This is a genomic window from Limnobacter sp. UBA3528 (assembly GCF_002377005.1).
In the GTDB taxonomy this organism is placed as follows: domain Bacteria; phylum Pseudomonadota; class Gammaproteobacteria; order Burkholderiales; family Burkholderiaceae_B; genus Limnobacter.
Window position 1 is genome coordinate 133731 of the sequence record NZ_DFOZ01000031.1, and the last position, 15313, is coordinate 149043.

Below are 15313 nucleotides of genomic sequence, written 5' to 3' on the forward strand. Positions count from 1 at the left end.
GCCTTAAAATAACATGCATCGAACCCTAGTGCAGTGTGGTGATGGGCAGTGAACTTGAACAAACTTTGAGACATGCCGCCTTGCGGGCTTTGGAGTGTAAAAACTCCATTGAGAAAGTGCGCCTGGTGTTGGCGATTGACGACCAACTGCCCATAGGCAATCAAGTCGAATTCTCGCCAGGCGTTGGTCGCCCAGACAAACCGGAGCTGGTACACCCCGCGCGCGTGCCTACACGCAAAGTCAGCCAGTCTGTGGGGCGGGGCATGCTGTTGCATTCACTGGCCCATATTGAGTTCAATGCAATTAATCTGGCGCTTGATTTGCTGGTTCGTTTTCCCTCAATGCCACATCAGTTCTATCTGGATTGGTTGAAAGTGGCCAAAGAGGAGGCTTATCACCACACGTTGTTGTGTGGCCGCATGGCTGCCTACGGCCTGAAGTATGGCGATTACCCCGCGCACGACGGTCTTTGGCAAATGGCTGAGAAAACCAAAGCCAGCCTGTTGGCCAGGCTTGCCTTGGTGCCGCGGCTTTTGGAGGCACGTGGGCTGGATGTTTCACCGACGATACGCGACAAACTGGCAGCGGCTGGCGACACGGAAAGTGCCGAAGTGCTGGACGTTATTTTGTGCGATGAAATTGGGCATGTGGCCATAGGCAACCGCTGGTTCAATGAAGTGTGCAACAATGAAATGCGCGAACCTATTGAAGCATTTGAGTATTGCCTGCGGGAGTACACCGCCCCGCAGCCGCGCTCACCCTTCAATTTCAAGGCCCGCGCTCAAGCAGGGTTTTCTGAAGAAGAACTGGCTTGGTTGATGCAAGTTGAATTGGAGCAATCGGCCCAATAAGCGGATTGCAAAAGTATGAGTACAGCAGCACCACTTTCAGCGAACCAACTTGATTGGAGTGACCCTCACTTGATCAATGCGGATTTGCATTGCCACTCCACAGTGTCCGATGGCACCCTCGAGCCCGAGGAACTTGCTGCCAGAGCAGCGGCCAACGGTGTACAAATTTGGTCTTTGACTGACCATGACGAGGTTAGTGGCTTGGCCCGTGCTGCGAGAGCGGCAGCGGAGCACAATCTGATTTTCATTCCTGGCGTAGAAATCTCGGTGACCTGGTCCGCTGTAACTTTGCACATTGTTGGCTTGAATGTGCAGTATGAGAACTCTCCGCTGGAGAAGGGCTTGGCCAGCGTGCGCAACGGGCGAACCGAGAGAGCTATTGAAATGTCACGTCAGCTTGAAAAGGTTGGCATTGAAGGTGTCTACGAAGGTGCCTTGAAGTATGTGGGCAACCCCAACCTGATTAGTCGAACTCACTTTGCCCGCTGTTTGGTTGAGCGCAAGGTGTGTGCTGATATTCGCGAAGTTTTTGAACGATTCCTGACGCCGGGTAAGCCCGGTTATGTACCCCATGAGTGGGCCAGTCTGAAGCAGGCTGTCGACTGGATTCTGGATTCAAATGGATTGCCGGTGATTGCACACCCGGGGCGCTATGATTTGAAACCCATGCAGATGGATGAGCTGGTTGAGCAGTTTGTCAAAATGGGGGGTGTCGGAATTGAGGTGGTCACTGGCAGCCATACCACCGATCAATACGCCACCTATGCGCGTAAATCGGTTCGTTCTGGCTTGAAGGCGTCACGCGGATCGGACTTTCATGGCCCCACTGAATCCAGGGTTAATTTGGGTGAATTGCCCCGCTTGCCCGACGGTTGCGTGCCAATCTGGGATAATTGGGGCAAGTTGTTCAGCTAACAGGATCCCCATTGGCGCAGTTATTCAACGTACATCCTCAAAACCCGCAATCGCGTTTGTGCAAGCAGGCGGCAGACCTGATCAATTCGGGTGGAATTGCCGCTATCCCTACAGACAGCTGTTATGCCCTTGTTTGTCATCTAGACGATAAAAACGCGGTGGAGCGCTTGCGCAGGCTGAAAGGTATTTCAGAGAAACAGCACTTGGCCTTGTTGTGCAAGGATTTAAGTGAACTGGGAAGCTACGCGAAGGTAAATAATGTTCAATACCGTTTGCTGAAGTCGGTGTTTCCAGGGCCATACACCTTTATTCTTGAAGCCACCAAAGAAGTGCCCAAGCGGGTGTCGCATCCTTCTAAAAAATCGATTGGCTTACGTGTGCCCGCACACGCGGTGGTGCAGGGCCTGCTTGAACACATTGAAGGCGCGCTGATTGCTACAACGCTGCAGTTACCGGGCATGGAAGAACCGGCACGCAGCGGTTGGGAGGCCCAGGAGGCCGTGGGAAATGACGTGGATTTGATCGTGGATGATGGCGAGTACTGTGGCGCATTTCCAACCACCGTGATTGACTGGACCAGTGAAGAGCCATTGGTGGTGCGAATTGGGGCTGGACCACTGACAGGCCCGTTGGAGCCCGTGAACGTTGAAGAACAGGAAGAGCTGTGATGGACGCTGGCATTATTCAAACCATCGCGGTCTATGCCTTGCCCGTGTTGTTCGCCATTACTCTGCACGAAGCAGCCCACGGTTACGTGGCGCGAATGTACGGCGACAACACCGCCATGTATGCCGGTCGAATTACCTTGAACCCAATTAAGCATATTGACCCAGTCGGGACCATTCTCGTACCGATCGCAATTCTGGTGTCTTCAAGCCTGATGGGTATGGGTGCTTTTCTGTTTGGCTGGGCCAAACCAGTACCCGTGAATTTTGGCAATTTGCGCAATCCGAAGAAAGACATTCGTTTTGTAGCCTTTGCTGGCCCAGGGGCAAACTTCATCATGGCCCTGTTGTGGGCGCTTAGCCTGAAGTTACAGTTTGTCACTGGGCTGAACGAGCCTTTTTTTGCAGAGATGGCCAAGGCGGGCATCGTGGTGAACCTGGTGCTGGCCGCTTTGAACCTTCTGCCAATCTTACCGCTGGATGGAGGTCGCATTCTGTTCAGCTTCCTGCCCAGTTCTGCAGCCTACAGTTTCAGCCGCACCGAGCCCTATGGCATGATCGTGCTCATTGCACTCCTGATGTTGGGTATCTTGCCCATGTTCATCCAGCCCATAGTTAGCGCCGGGCTGAGTGTGCTAACCCTTTTGTTTAATTTTTAAGTCACCATGTTTCCTGAACGCGTATTGTCGGGCATGCGCCCAACCGGTTTGTTACACCTTGGTCATTACCACGGTGTGTTGAAAAACTGGGTGAAACTTCAGAACGAGTTTCCCTGTCTGTTTTTTGTGGCCGACTGGCATGCGCTGACCACGCATTACGAAACCCCGGAAGTGATCAAGGAAAACGTGTGGGATATGGTGGTCGACTGGTTGGCTGCGGGTGTTGATCCAGAGAAGGCGACTCTGTTTGTGCAGTCCAAAGTGCCAGAGCACGCTGAACTGCATTTGCTGCTGTCGATGAATACACCGTTGAGCTGGCTTGAGCGAGTGCCTACCTACAAGGATCAACAGGAAAAACTCAGTGACAAAGACCTCGCCACCTATGGTTTTTTGGGTTATCCGCTGCTGCAGTCCGCTGACATTCTGATTTACCGCGCTACACAAGTACCCGTGGGTGAAGACCAGGTGCCACACATTGAGCTGACCCGTGAAATTGCACGGCGCTTCAATCATTTTTACAGCAAGGAAAAGCTGCTGGATGCCAAGGGCGCTGAAATTGGCCGCAAGCCGATTTTGCTGGAGCCTAAGGCTTTGCTCACCGAGGCTAGCAAGATGCCGGGTCTTGATGGCATGAAGATGTCCAAGAGCTATCAAAACACCTTGGCCCTGCGGGAAACACCCGAGAACATTTCCCAGAAAGTGCGCAAAATGCCCACTGATCCTGCCCGTGTGCGCCGCACAGATCCAGGTGATCCTGCCAAGTGCCCGGTTTGGCAGTTGCACGAAGTGTATTCCGACACCAGTACAAAGCAATGGGTGCAGGAAGGTTGTAAATCAGCGGGCATCGGTTGCATTCAATGTAAAGAGCCAATTATTCAGGCCGTGACCGACGAGCTGGCGCCTATGCGCGAACGCGCGGCCATGTACACCGAGAATCCAGCTCTGGTACGAAAGATAATCAGTGAGGGTTGTGAGCGCGCACGCGCGATGGCCAACGACACGATGAAAGATGTGCGTAAGCACATGGGCCTGGATTATTCCTGATATGGTCTTTGCTCACGCCAATCCCGCCATGGCGCCCTCGCCATGGGTCCGTCAATGTCTGGAAAGTCTGTTGCGTTCAGGCGCTATCAAGGCTGGTTCAAGAGCGCTTGATCTTGCTTGCGGGGGTGGCCGTCATGCCTTGTATTTGGCAAGTCTGGGTTATTCGGTGCATGCAGTTGATAAAACCACGCCCGATACCCTTTGGCCAGAAAATGTACATTTTGAGGCGATGGATTTAGAGCAGGCTGACTGGCCTTTGGTTGGGCAGCAATATGACTTGATCGTAGTGACCAACTACTTGCACCGTCCCCATTTCGAGAACCTTTTGGCCAACCTGAAGTCTGAAAATGCAGTGTTGGTTTACGAAACCTTTATGGACGGCAATGCCCAATTTGGCTCACCTCGCAGCCCCCAGTTTTTACTTCAACCGGGTGAATTGCTGTCTCGTATGTCTGAATTGAATGTGCTGCGTTTTGAACAAGGATTACGAAGCGTTCCAAGCCCAGCAATGATTCAACGGGCCATGGGCATTACAGGCGCTTGGTCTGGGATACAATCTGGAACAATAACACTCACTCAAAGGGACTAAATGATCACTGGCAGCATTGTCGCGATTGTTTCGCCGATGTTTGAAGACGGCTCGCTGGACTATGACAGCTATCGTCAGCTCATTGATTGGCATATTGAACAAGGCACCGACTCGATTGTAGCGGTAGGGACCACCGGCGAATCGCCTACTGTGGATGTGGAAGAACACGGTGAATTGATTCGTGTGGCTGTTGAACAGGCTGCTGGCCGTATACCTATCATTGCGGGTACGGGTGGCAATTCCACCACTGAGGCCATCGAGTTGACCGAATTTGCACGCAAGGTGGGCGCTGCTGCCAGTTTGCAAGTGGTGCCGTACTACAACAAACCGACCCAGGAAGGCATTTACCTGCACATGCGCAAGGTTGCCGAGGCTGTCGATTTGCCGGTGATTTTGTACAACGTACCGGGCCGCACAGTGGCCGATATGGCGCATTCCACTGTGGTTCGCTTGAGCCAAGTGGATGGCATCGTGGGTATCAAGGAAGCCACGGGCAATCTTGAGCGTGGGGCTTGGTTGATTCGCGATACCTCGGACCAATTTGCTGTGTACAGTGGAGACGACCCTACTGCAGTGAACTTGATGCTGATGGGTGGAAAAGGCAATATTTCTGTGACCGCCAACGTGGCCCCGAAGCTGATGCACGAACTTTGCGCTGCTGCCATTGCTGGCGACGCGAAAACTGCGCATGCACTGAATTTGAGTTTGCTTGATTTGCACCAGGCCATGTTTGTGCAAGCCAACCCAATTCCCGTGAAGTACGCATTGAGCAAGATGGGCAAGATGGCGCCGGGCGTGCGTTTGCCGCTGACCCGATTGGAATCCAATTTTCACCAAACCGTGGACGCCGCCCTGCGTGCGCACCGGTTGATCGACTAAAGACGACTTAAGGCTGTGAAACACATGGAATTGAACAAGACGACCCCTTTCAAGCTGTTGCTGATCGCAGCGGCAGTATCCACCGCCGCGGGCTGTGCTTCCTACAAAGAAGCTGTGGAAGGACAGAAGACGGCATACCGCACCGCTGAAAAGCGTGAGCAGGGCCTTGAAGTCCCGCCGGACCTGACTGCGCAGTCGGCTGATGAGCAATTCCTGATTCCTGGTGAGTCTGGTTCTGGTTCGGTGTCGGCCTCGTCGTTCTACAGCGGAGGCGGTGCCCGCCCTGCAAGTGCGCGCGCACAAGCCCAGGCTGAGCCGGTTTTGGTGTCTTCCGATGACGTCAAAATCAAACGTGTCGGCAATCTGCGTTCCCTGGAGGTAAAAATGCCTCCAGAGCAACTGTGGCCCAAGTTACGTGAGTTTTGGAAAGACACTGGGTTTGAGCTGGCAGTGGACGATCCCAAAATTGGTTTGATGGAAACCAACTGGGCTGAAAACCGGGCGAATATTCCTTTAGACGGGATTCGCAAAGTGATCGGCACCGTGTTTGATGGTATTTATTCCAGCAACACCCGGGACCGTTACCGTACACGCGTGGAGCCAATTGAGGGCGGTGTTGAAATCTTCGTGACTCACCGCGGCATGGAAGAAAACTACACAGATCAGTCGCAATCCAACCTGGTTTGGATGAATCGCCCCTCTGACCCTGAACTCGAAGCCGAAATGTTGAATCGTTTGATGGCGAAGCTGACTGGTGATGAAAAGGCGGCTGCGGCGGCAGGTCGACCTGTGACCCAAGAGCTTATTTCGGTTCAGAAAAAGCCGGAAGGCACAGCCATCATTCTGGCGGAAGACTTCCCATTGGCCTGGCGCCGTGTCGGTTTTGGTTTGGACCGGGCTGGCTTTATCGTCGAAGATCGTGACCGTTCCAACGGCGTGTATTACGTGAAGTACATTCCTGATTCAGCCTCGGCTGAAGGTGAAAAAACAGGTTTCTTCGGAAAAATTTTCGGTGGTGCCTCTGATGATAAATCCTTGAAAGCAGATCAACGCTTTCAGGTTGTTGTTGCGCCAGAAGGAAACAAGTCCACTTCGGTCAAGTTCACTTCTGAGCGTGGTGCGGCTGTTGACGCTGCAATCTCCGAGGAAGCCGCCACCAAGCTGGCCGGAAAACTCCGGTAATTGGTGTGCGTTTTGCAAGTTTGGGCAGTGGCAGTGAAGGTAACAGTTGGCTGTTTGAATGCACGCTAACTGAGACACCGACGCGCTTGATGGTGGATTGTGGTTTTGCGGTCAAGGAAACCGTGGGCCGCTTAGAGCGCGTGGGGCTTACTGCCCATGAAATAGATGCCATTGTGGTGACTCACGAGCATGGGGATCACATTGGAGGCGTGTTCAAATTCAGCCGGAAGTTTGGCACGCCTGTGTACCTGACGCATGGCACCTGGCGTGCGGCCTTGCGGTCCAAATTGACCGATGAAGATTACTTGCAGTCGGGAAGGGTGGTGCTGATTGACAGCCACTCGCCATTCAGCGTGAAGAATCTGACTCTGCACCCTTTTCCTGTGCCGCACGACGCGGCTGAGCCCATTCAAATGTTGATTGAGTCACGGTCTGGTTTTGTGACGGGCATTCTGACTGATTGTGGAAGTTCTACACCGCATTTGGTGACTATGCTGAACCGTGCGCATGCTTTAATTCTCGAATCCAATCACTGCCCAGAAATGTTGTCGAATTCCCCTTATCCACCAAGTCTTAAGAAGAGGGTGGGAGGCGATTATGGTCACCTTAGTAATCAGGTGGCTTGCGATATTCTTCGAAAACTGGATTCTGGAAATTTGCAGTTTGTGGTGGCCGCTCATCTGAGCCAAACTACAAATTGTCCCAATGTGGTTCAGCAAATGTGGGCAGAGGTGTTGACCCCACGAGGAATCACGTTTGACATTGCCTGCCAGGCGGAAGGTTTTGCGTGGACAAACCTTGATACGCGACAATTGGCCGCTTGATTTTTATCTAGTTCAATAAAAAAGCCCCGGATTTTCATCTGGGGCTTTTTGTTTTCAATCGCTTTTACAAGCGAGTTGAATTTACTTCTTTTCTTCTTCAGCTGGAGCGGCTGCTGGCTCAGTAGCTGCTGGCTCAGTAGCTGCTGGCTCAGTAGCTGCTGGTTCAGCGGCCATTGGCTCAGCTGCAGCAGGAGCTTGTTCAGTAACTGCAGGAGCTGCTGGTTCAACAGGAGCTGCTTCTTCTTTTTTGCCACAAGCGGCCAAAGCAACTGCAAACAAAGATGCGATCAAAATTGAGTTTTTCATGTTTATTCCTTTTGGGGTCACGAACTAGACGCCGATTCAAGCGTCTTTTTTAGAGCAAATAGGCTCACAAGAGAACCCAGAATCACCCATTTTCCTGCCGGGTGTTCAAGCACTCAAGCGGAAAACTCTGCAAATTCTATCGAATAGCCTGTCAAATTCAAGTCATTGTTTCGACCTTATTTTCGAAGCAAAATTCTATTGACTTTGCCGAGTCGTTTCAAATTCTAAATGAAATTAATCATATTAGGGTTTCTACCCAACCGGCTTTTGCAAAACCAACTAAAAAATACTGAAACTCAGGATTATTTAAAGCTTCTGCAGCGTCGATTGGCTCCATTTCGCGCTGGTTTGCGAGCATTTGCAGCTGTTTAACGGTAAGCGCACTGGTCGGGTTGACAGCGTCGCCATTGATGTAGAAAACCGCATCTTTGAACAACATTTTAGTTTTCATGCTTAATGCGATGCCACGCTCTCCGAGAACACTAATAATTTCATGTATTTCTTGGTCTTCTGTGTTGTTTACAAAATACACATGAGATTTGGGTTCTGTGAGCAAAATCCCCATGCTGCGCTGGATTTGAGGCGATTGTGCTGAAAATTGCTGAATCAAATTAATTCCAAAATTCAGCAAATCGTCAGGAATCTCTGCGGGGTTTTTCTGTAACCCGCGAGCTGGGTCAGAAAACAGTGTTTGAGTCTTGGTGGGGTCTTGATCGATTTGGTCAGCCATGTCCCGAAGTATGCCGCTGAGAACCTCTGCTTGCGTGGGTGCCCTAAAGCCGATGCTCAGGGTTGAGCAGCTGCCTTCCGCAATGCCATCGTGCCCATAGTTCGGGGGAAGGTACAGCATGTCGCCTGGCTCGAGAACAAACTCTTCGGTCGGCTCAAAGTTTTTCAGAATCTTCAGTGGGAGCCCTTCTTCAAGTTCTTTGTCGAGCAAGGGACCAATTTTCCAGCGCCGTTTGCCGTGCATTTGCAGCAAAAAGACATCGTAGGAGTCATAGTGTGGGCCTACGCCGCCACCGTCGCTTGCCAGGCTCAACATGACATCGTCAAGGCGTGCATCAGGAATAAACCGGAACAGTTGCAACAGGTCATAGGCCTCTGGCAGGTGATGATCGATGCCCTGAATCAGTACTGTCCAGGCTTTCTTTTTCATGGATGGCAGTTCATCAAAGGGGCCGTGCTCAAGAGTCCAACCTGTTTTGCTGTGTTGGATCAGGCGGCTTTCAATGTCCTCATCGGATGCCATTTCGGCAATGGTGTCAAAATCGCACAGTGGTTCAAAATTTGGAAAGGCCTGACGAAACAAATATGGCTTGATGTGCCAATGTTCGGTCATGAACTTTTCCACGGACAGGTTTGCAATGTGGGTGAGGGGCTTGATCATCTGAAGGGACTTTATTTGGGTGATTTATCGATTACGGGTATCATAGGCCACCTTAAAAGACTGCCCACTGTTCGGGCGCTGATTTCTGGAGTTATGTACGATGATTGTTGAGCACGGCACGGTGGTTACCCTTGATTTTGAGCTGCGTGATGCGCAGGGTGAACTGATTCAGGAACACGGTGGCGAGCCGATCATTTATCTGCAAGGCAGCGAGAATGAGGTGTTCCCGAAGCTGCAAGAGGCAGTCGAAGGCAAGGCCATTGGCGATGAGGTATTTGTTCAACTCGAGCCAGAGGATGCTTTCGGAGATTTTGATCCCGAATTGATGCGGGTAGAAGACGCTGACAGTTTTGCTGAAGATCTTGAAATCGGTATGCAACTGGAAGAAGTGCCTGTTGAAGATGAAAATGAACCCGACTTGCAGGCCGATGAGGAAAACACTGGATTTGGCCGGGTTTGGACAGTAACTGACATTGCCGAAGGCAAGGTGGTGCTGGATGGTAACCACCCATTCGCGGGTATGGCTTTGCGCTACCATTTGAAGGTACTGGATATTCGTGCTGCAAACGACGAAGAGAAAGCGCAGGGGGCTGCGGCGCAATCGCTGTTCAGCGTTGCCCCAAACCCTGGAGCAGGCAAGCTCAATTAATTGACTTGTTTAGTTGGCTGAAGTGGGGGCTGGCAGCGATACGCTGCTGGCCTCAAATGGCACCACGCTTCCCGGCATTACCTTTACCCGTACCCAAGTATTCATGAAAGGGTGCCCCCAGCCTTCCACCCGGTAAAACAGTGCATCTGTATCGTTTGTTCCCCCGAATTCTTTCATACTGGGCCTGTCCCATTTAAACCGGTGTGTATCACCATGGGCCAGTAACACCGGCCGTTTGGTGGTGTTGATGTATTTCACCAGTCTTGTCATGAAGCCGGCATAGCCATTTTTCTCGGGGTTGGTACTGCGGCCACCCGAGCCATCAATTGGATTGCCCTGAATGGCGATCACGGTCTCCGTGGGACGGGTATTGTTATCCACAAACACGGCCTCAGCTTCGCTCAACCATGCGTCGACTGCTTGATCACGCGCTTGCAGCAGTTGCTTTGCTTTTCTTTGGCTCGTTTTTCTGGACTTTGGATTGAGCAAGTCGTTGTTACTGCCCGGTATGTTCAAGCTCACAAAGAGCGTGCTGCCTTGAATCCACATCAGGTTTTCAGGATAAGGATGACTGGTTTGTTGTCGAATCGGAAAATTTGCTTTGCCCAGTGAGCGGGGCTGCGAAAATACTAGCTGACGCAAGAAATTCAGGCGTTCCTGGCTGTCGAAATTTCCGTTGGATGGTCTGTGGCAATCCGTCCATTCATTGTCGCCGGGCACATAGACCAACGGTATTTCGCTTCGCTGCAATTGAGCGATGCGACGTTGTATCAATTCGTCGGCGCAAGGCTCATTCCCGCCCTTGATGTCGCCAACATGTAATATCCAGTGAACACCGGGCTCCTGTGCAATGTGTTGAATCAGGCTGCTGGTGGCGGGCTCGAAGAAGTCGTTGTAGGGTTGGTCGCCGATGAGCGCAAAGCTGAACGTGTTTTGATTCGGGCTTGCATGCGCGACCGCAATAAAACAGACCAAGGTCGCCGCACAGACTTGGGTGACTGCACGGCGCAGGTTCATGTTTGTAGACCCTTGAGCTGAAAAATCAACTGCAGCGCCTCGCGCGGGCTGAGTTCATCGGGATCTATCTCGTTGAGCTTTTCAAGAATCAGGTTCACATGCTGAGCATTGGGTGCTTGTTCAACCGTGTCCTGGGTTGGAATGTCGAACAAATCGACCTGGGAAGTCATGGCCCGCTTTTCAGCTTCAAGCTGGTCGAGTCTTTTTTGTGCATTTTTCACAACCAGGGCTGGCAAGCCCGCAAGCTTGGCCACTTGCAGGCCATAACTTTGGCTTGCCGGGCCCGCTTCAATGCGGTGCAAGAACACCAGTTTGCCTTGGTGCTCGGTGGCCGACAAATGGACATTGAATACACTGTCCAATTCATGGCCCAGTGCTGTGATCTCAAAATAATGTGTAGCGAACAGTGTTAAACATCTGTTGGTGTTGGCCAAGCGTTTTGCGATTTCCCAGGCGAGGGACAAACCATCGAAAGTCGAGGTTCCCCGTCCAATTTCATCCATGATGACCAAGCTGCTCGGTGTGGCTTGTCGAACAATCGTAGCGGCCTCGGTCATTTCCACCATGAAAGTAGAGCGCCCACCGGCGATATCATCGGAGGCGCCGATGCGGGTGAAAATTCGATCGAGTACGCCAATTTGAGCACTGGCCGCCGGCACGAAGCTACCCATGTGCGCCAGCAGCGCAATGAGCGCGGTTTGGCGCATGTAGGTGCTTTTGCCGCCCATGTTGGGGCCGGTGATCAATGCCATGTGCTTGCCTGGGTGCAAGGCGCAATCGTTCGGTGTGAATTGCTCCACTTGCACTTCCAGCACCGGGTGTCGGCCTTGCTGAATGTTCAGCAGAGCATGGGGTACCATGTGCGGGCGCACCCAATTGGCCTCAAAAGCTACAATGGCGAGCGCTGCCATGGCATCGAGCTCCGACAACTCGCGCGCGCAACGTTGAAGAAACGGGGTGAACTGCCCCAGCCACGCCATCAGGTTTTCGTAAATGACTTTTTCAAGGTTCAGGGCTTTGTCTTTCGCGGAAAGTGCTTTTTCCTCGAAAGCTTTCAGTTCTTCGGTGATGTAGCGCTCGGCGTTCTTCATGGTTTGCCGACGAATATAGTGCGCGGGTACCTTGTCAGCCTGCGCACTACTGACTTCGATGTAAAAACCATGCACGCGGTTGAACTCGACTTTCAGGTTGGCAATGCCGGTGGCCTCACGCTCCTGTTTTTCCAGTTCAATCAAGAACTGCCCGCTGCCGGTTTGGATATTTCGCAGTTCGTCCAGTTCAGCGTGGTAGCCATCGGCAATCACGCCGCCGTCCCGAATCAGCACTGGTGGGTTTTCAGCCAGGGCTTGCATCAATTCAGCAAGCAATTCGGGCGGTGCCTGAAATGCGTGCTGTGCAGTTTCAAATGCACTGTCGCCAAAGTGGCTGATGAGTTCTGCGACTTGCGGCAGCGCCTGTAGGCTTTCTCGCAGCGCCAGCAAATCCCGAGGCTTTGCGGTTTGCATGGCCACGCGGCTGCTAATGCGTTCAATGTCGGCCATTGCACGCAGTGTTTTAACCAGGTTGAAACAGACGGGTTCGGGTGCCTGGCCCAGGGTAGAAAGCAGGTGTTGTATTTTTTTTTGCCGGGCTTCAATGGTGGCGATGTCGCGCAGGGGCTCCAAAAGCCATTGGCGCAAGCGCCGCGCACCCATACCGCTGCCCGTGCGGTTTAGGCGTGAGAAGAGGGTGGGTGCTGATTCGCCCCGCAGGGTTTCAGTCAACTCCAGATTGCGACGCGCGGCCTCGTCAAGTACCAGAAAGTCTTGCTCGTGCTCAACCTGAATATCGGATACGTGCTTAAAGGTTTCAATACTAAGGTGCGTTTCCTTGGCATACTGCAGGGCCGCACCCATGGCTGGTATGGCCAATTTGGCGTTGTGCAGCTCGAGGCTTTCCAGGTTGGCGGCCTGCAGAACGGATTGCAAATGTGATTGGGCAAAGCCTGCATCGAAGTGCCAAGCAGGACGCTCGATGCATTGATTGCTACCGCCCGTGATTTGGCTTTGTTGCGCAAACGTACGGTTATTCACCAGCACTTCAGCTGCATTGAAACGACTTAAATGCGCCGCCAGTGAACCTGAGTCACATTCCAGCAACCGAATTGAGCCTGCAGACAGCGCTAAACAGGCCACTCCCCAGTATTTGCCATCCTCGGAGTACAGGCTGAGCAGGGTCTTGTTTTCCTGATCAGGCAATAAGGTGGATTCCGTGAGTGTGCCTGGTGTAACCACTCGCGCAACTTTGCGTTCCATCGGGCCTTTGGTAAGGCCCGGGGTTCCTACTTGTTCACAAATGGCCACTGAATGGCCCAGTGCCACCAATTTGGCGAGGTATTGATCGGCCGCGTGGAATGGCACACCCGCCATGGGAATGGGTTGGCCTGCCGATTGTCCACGGTGGGTGAGGGTAATTCGTAACAGTTGCGCAGCCAGTTGTGCGTCGTCGAAAAACAGCTCGTAGAAATCGCCCATGCGATAAAAGAGCAGCTTGTCGGGGTACTCGGATTTCAGCGTGAGGTACTGCTGCATCATTGGCGTATGGCTTTCAAACGCCTGTGATGCAGCTTGGTGATTTGTACTCGCTTGTTTGCTCAACTGGGTCTCTGTTTGATTATTTGAAGCTCAGGAGGTATTGAAGGGCTTTGGGGTTACCCGCCACTGCATCACCAGTGGTCATGAATGTGTCGTTGCCTTGGGGATCGGTGATCAAGCCGCCAGCCTCGGAAACGAGCAAAACGCCCGTTGCCAAATCCCAGGGCTTTAGGCCAAAGCACATGTAGCCATCCAGGCGGCCACAAGCGACATAAGCCAAATCGAGGACGGCTGAACCAGATTTCCGGATGCCGGCTGTGCTTTCAGTCAGCGCCAGCATTTTGCGTTTGACGCCCAGGGAGCCTTCATTCTGGCCGCTTGGGAATGCAAAACCTACCAAAAATTCATTCGGTTTACTGCGTTTGGAAACTCGAATGCGACGGTTGTTTAAAAACGCACCTTCGCCCTTGGAGGCAGTGAACAGATCGTTGGTGGCGGGGTTGTATACCACTGCCTGTTGCACATGGCCGTTGACACGCAACGCAATTGAAATGGCGTAATGCGGGTAGCCGTGTATGAAGTTGGCGGTGCCATCGATCGGATCGATGACCCACTCGTAGTCGGATTTGCCAGATGCGCCGCTTTCCTCGGCTAGAATGGCGTGGTCAGGAAAGGCTTGCTTGAGTACTTCGATAATGGCGCTTTCAGCGGCTTGGTCGGTTTCGGTAACGAAATCGTTGGGCCCTTTGACACCGATTTTTACCTGATCGAGGTCTAGCTCCGCTCGGTTGATGATTTTTCCCGCAGCGCGAGCGGCTTTCACCGCCACGTTCAACATCGGATGCATGGCCTTTCCTTTCAATTTGAATACGTTTAACCCAACATTATAAATGACCGCAGCCATTTCCCTCGAATCCATTTCAATAGTTCTCGTAAAAACAAGCCATCCGGGCAATGTTGGTTCGGTGGCACGCGCCATGAAAACCATGGGTTTGAATGATTTGCGCCTGGTTGAACCAAAAACGAAAGATATTTGCAGCACCGAGGAAGCCATTTCCCTGGCCAGTGGTGCGAGTGATGTGCTTGAGCAGGCCCGTATTTACAACACCTTGCCAGAGGCGCTTGCGGATCGAAGCGTTGCGTTTGCTTTGTCTGCGCGTATGCGCGATTTGGGCCCAAGTTTGCAAAGCCCACAGGAGGCCGCAAGAGAGGCTTTGAATTTGACACAAAGCGGTATAGGTGCGGCTTTTGTGTTTGGTGCAGAGCGCACGGGCTTGAGCAACGATGAGTTACTGGTGTGCAATCGGCAGGTGACGATTGCCGCCAACCCGGTTTATAGCTCGCTGAACTTGTCACAAGCCGTACAAATTGTTGCTTACGCCTTGCGTACCGAATGGGCTGCTGGTGAATTCGCCGTGACTGACCAAGGCTCCCTTGCTGACAGTGTAAGGCAAGGCGGCAAGTTGGCGACTGTGAAGGCAGTGGCCGATTTACAGGCCCATTGGCTTGAAGCGATGGAAGCCGTTGATTTTCTCAATCCTGATAAGCCAAAAAAAGTGGTGCAGCGTTTGGCGAGAATGTTGGCCAAAACTCCTTTGGAGCAAGAAGAGGTGGACATGCTTCGAGGCTTTTTTTCCGACGTGATACGGGTGGTCGACAATCGCCTTTATCCGCACGAATTTGAGCGCAAGAAGCCATGATTCAGCCGTGATACACTGCGGCGACTGGCGTTTCACGCATCAATAACGATTGATTCAGGGTTTTCCGCGC

At 52.4% G+C, this 15313-nt stretch carries 16 protein-coding genes; 11 read left to right on the forward strand and 5 right to left on the reverse strand.

Annotated elements, in window-relative coordinates:
* The first annotated feature begins 41 nt into the window (after window positions 1-41).
* From B4N58_RS09250 to B4N58_RS09290, 9 genes are read left to right on the forward strand one after another with little or no spacing between them, the layout of a single operon-like run.
* The gene (locus B4N58_RS09250) at window positions 42-851 is read left to right on the forward strand and encodes a ferritin-like domain-containing protein (protein WP_008253234.1); all 810 of its coding nucleotides are present in this window, start codon (window positions 42-44) and stop codon (window positions 849-851) included.
* A gap of 15 nt (window positions 852-866) precedes the next feature.
* Entirely contained in the window at window positions 867-1766 is a 900-nt protein-coding gene (locus B4N58_RS09255; RefSeq protein WP_291748463.1) for a 3',5'-nucleoside bisphosphate phosphatase, read from the forward strand.
* An 11-nt stretch (window positions 1767-1777) separates the two neighbouring features.
* Window positions 1778-2434 (forward strand): L-threonylcarbamoyladenylate synthase, encoded by a 657-nt coding sequence (locus tag B4N58_RS09260; protein WP_008253310.1) that lies wholly within the window; start codon window positions 1778-1780, stop codon window positions 2432-2434.
* On the forward strand, window positions 2434-3090 hold the full coding sequence (locus B4N58_RS09265) for a site-2 protease family protein (RefSeq protein ID WP_008253312.1): 657 nt from the start codon (window positions 2434-2436) through the stop codon (window positions 3088-3090). Before B4N58_RS09260 ends, B4N58_RS09265 begins: the two co-directional genes overlap by 1 nt.
* A 6-nt stretch (window positions 3091-3096) precedes the next feature.
* Entirely contained in the window at window positions 3097-4134 is a 1038-nt protein-coding gene (gene trpS, locus B4N58_RS09270) for a tryptophan--tRNA ligase (protein ID WP_008253314.1), read from the forward strand.
* Between the two features lies 1 nt (window position 4135).
* On the forward strand, window positions 4136-4723 hold the full coding sequence (locus tag B4N58_RS09275; protein ID WP_083797237.1) for a class I SAM-dependent methyltransferase: 588 nt from the start codon (window positions 4136-4138) through the stop codon (window positions 4721-4723).
* Window positions 4724-5602 (forward strand): 4-hydroxy-tetrahydrodipicolinate synthase, encoded by an 879-nt coding sequence (dapA, locus tag B4N58_RS09280; RefSeq protein WP_291748471.1) that lies wholly within the window; start codon window positions 4724-4726, stop codon window positions 5600-5602.
* A gap of 24 nt (window positions 5603-5626) precedes the next feature.
* Window positions 5627-6784, forward strand: coding sequence for an outer membrane protein assembly factor BamC (gene bamC / locus B4N58_RS09285; RefSeq protein ID WP_291748474.1), 1158 nt, complete (start codon window positions 5627-5629; stop codon window positions 6782-6784).
* Window positions 6785-6789: 5 nt separating this feature from the next.
* On the forward strand, window positions 6790-7608 hold the full coding sequence (locus B4N58_RS09290; RefSeq protein WP_291748477.1) for an MBL fold metallo-hydrolase: 819 nt from the start codon (window positions 6790-6792) through the stop codon (window positions 7606-7608).
* Window positions 7609-7689: 81 nt separating this feature from the next.
* Here B4N58_RS09290 and B4N58_RS09295 read toward each other — a convergent pair whose 3' ends face one another.
* Together B4N58_RS09295 and B4N58_RS09300 are read right to left on the reverse strand one after the other, a co-directional pair.
* Window positions 7690-7914 (reverse strand): hypothetical protein, encoded by a 225-nt coding sequence (locus tag B4N58_RS09295; protein WP_008249814.1) that lies wholly within the window; start codon window positions 7912-7914, stop codon window positions 7690-7692.
* Window positions 7915-8152: 238 nt separating this feature from the next.
* Complete coding sequence (locus tag B4N58_RS09300; protein ID WP_008249816.1) at window positions 8153-9304, reverse strand: cupin domain-containing protein; 1152 nt, start codon at window positions 9302-9304, stop codon at window positions 8153-8155.
* A gap of 100 nt (window positions 9305-9404) precedes the next feature.
* On the opposite strand from B4N58_RS09300, the gene B4N58_RS09305 reads away from it, so the two are divergent.
* Window positions 9405-9953, forward strand: a complete 549-nt coding sequence (locus B4N58_RS09305) for an FKBP-type peptidyl-prolyl cis-trans isomerase (protein WP_008249819.1) — start codon at window positions 9405-9407, stop codon at window positions 9951-9953.
* A 9-nt stretch (window positions 9954-9962) separates the two neighbouring features.
* Here B4N58_RS09305 and B4N58_RS09310 read toward each other — a convergent pair whose 3' ends face one another.
* The 3 genes from B4N58_RS09310 to B4N58_RS09320 all read right to left on the reverse strand — a co-directional run bounded on the left by B4N58_RS09310 (window position 9963) and on the right by B4N58_RS09320 (window position 14390).
* Window positions 9963-10970, reverse strand: a complete 1008-nt coding sequence (locus B4N58_RS09310; protein ID WP_291748484.1) for a metallophosphoesterase — start codon at window positions 10968-10970, stop codon at window positions 9963-9965.
* Window positions 10967-13543 carry a DNA mismatch repair protein MutS gene (gene mutS, locus B4N58_RS09315; RefSeq protein ID WP_008249823.1) on the reverse strand — a complete coding sequence of 859 codons (2577 nt, stop codon included), beginning with the start codon at window positions 13541-13543 and terminating at the stop codon, window positions 10967-10969. Before mutS ends, B4N58_RS09310 begins: the two co-directional genes overlap by 4 nt.
* Before the next feature lie 79 nt (window positions 13544-13622).
* Window positions 13623-14390, reverse strand: coding sequence for an inositol monophosphatase family protein (locus B4N58_RS09320; RefSeq protein ID WP_040512813.1), 768 nt, complete (start codon window positions 14388-14390; stop codon window positions 13623-13625).
* Window positions 14391-14433: 43 nt separating this feature from the next.
* Here B4N58_RS09320 and B4N58_RS09325 point away from each other — a divergent pair, with 43 nt between their 5' ends.
* Window positions 14434-15243 carry an RNA methyltransferase gene (locus tag B4N58_RS09325; protein WP_008249827.1) on the forward strand — a complete coding sequence of 270 codons (810 nt, stop codon included), beginning with the start codon at window positions 14434-14436 and terminating at the stop codon, window positions 15241-15243.
* Window positions 15244-15313 lie beyond the last annotated feature (70 nt).

Excerpts from the sequence above, each read along its gene's own strand:
- B4N58_RS09295 (WP_008249814.1), bottom strand. The coding sequence starts at position 7,914 with ATGAAAAACTCAATTTTGATCGCATCTTTGTTTGCAGTTGCTTTGGCC.
- trpS (WP_008253314.1), top strand. The coding sequence starts at position 3,097 with ATGTTTCCTGAACGCGTATTGTCGGGCATGCGCCCAACCGGTTTGTTA.
- B4N58_RS09250 (WP_008253234.1), top strand. The coding sequence starts at position 42 with ATGGGCAGTGAACTTGAACAAACTTTGAGACATGCCGCCTTGCGGGCT.
- mutS (WP_008249823.1), bottom strand. The coding sequence starts at position 13,543 with ATGATGCAGCAGTACCTCACGCTGAAATCCGAGTACCCCGACAAGCTG.
- B4N58_RS09275 (WP_083797237.1), top strand. The coding sequence starts at position 4,136 with ATGGTCTTTGCTCACGCCAATCCCGCCATGGCGCCCTCGCCATGGGTC.
- B4N58_RS09320 (WP_040512813.1), bottom strand. The coding sequence starts at position 14,390 with ATGCATCCGATGTTGAACGTGGCGGTGAAAGCCGCTCGCGCTGCGGGA.
- bamC (WP_291748474.1), top strand. The coding sequence starts at position 5,627 with ATGGAATTGAACAAGACGACCCCTTTCAAGCTGTTGCTGATCGCAGCG.
- B4N58_RS09255 (WP_291748463.1), top strand. The coding sequence starts at position 867 with ATGAGTACAGCAGCACCACTTTCAGCGAACCAACTTGATTGGAGTGAC.
- B4N58_RS09305 (WP_008249819.1), top strand. The coding sequence starts at position 9,405 with ATGATTGTTGAGCACGGCACGGTGGTTACCCTTGATTTTGAGCTGCGT.
- B4N58_RS09300 (WP_008249816.1), bottom strand. The coding sequence starts at position 9,304 with ATGATCAAGCCCCTCACCCACATTGCAAACCTGTCCGTGGAAAAGTTC.
- dapA (WP_291748471.1), top strand. The coding sequence starts at position 4,724 with ATGATCACTGGCAGCATTGTCGCGATTGTTTCGCCGATGTTTGAAGAC.
- B4N58_RS09310 (WP_291748484.1), bottom strand. The coding sequence starts at position 10,970 with ATGAACCTGCGCCGTGCAGTCACCCAAGTCTGTGCGGCGACCTTGGTC.
- B4N58_RS09265 (WP_008253312.1), top strand. The coding sequence starts at position 2,434 with ATGGACGCTGGCATTATTCAAACCATCGCGGTCTATGCCTTGCCCGTG.
- B4N58_RS09325 (WP_008249827.1), top strand. The coding sequence starts at position 14,434 with ATGACCGCAGCCATTTCCCTCGAATCCATTTCAATAGTTCTCGTAAAA.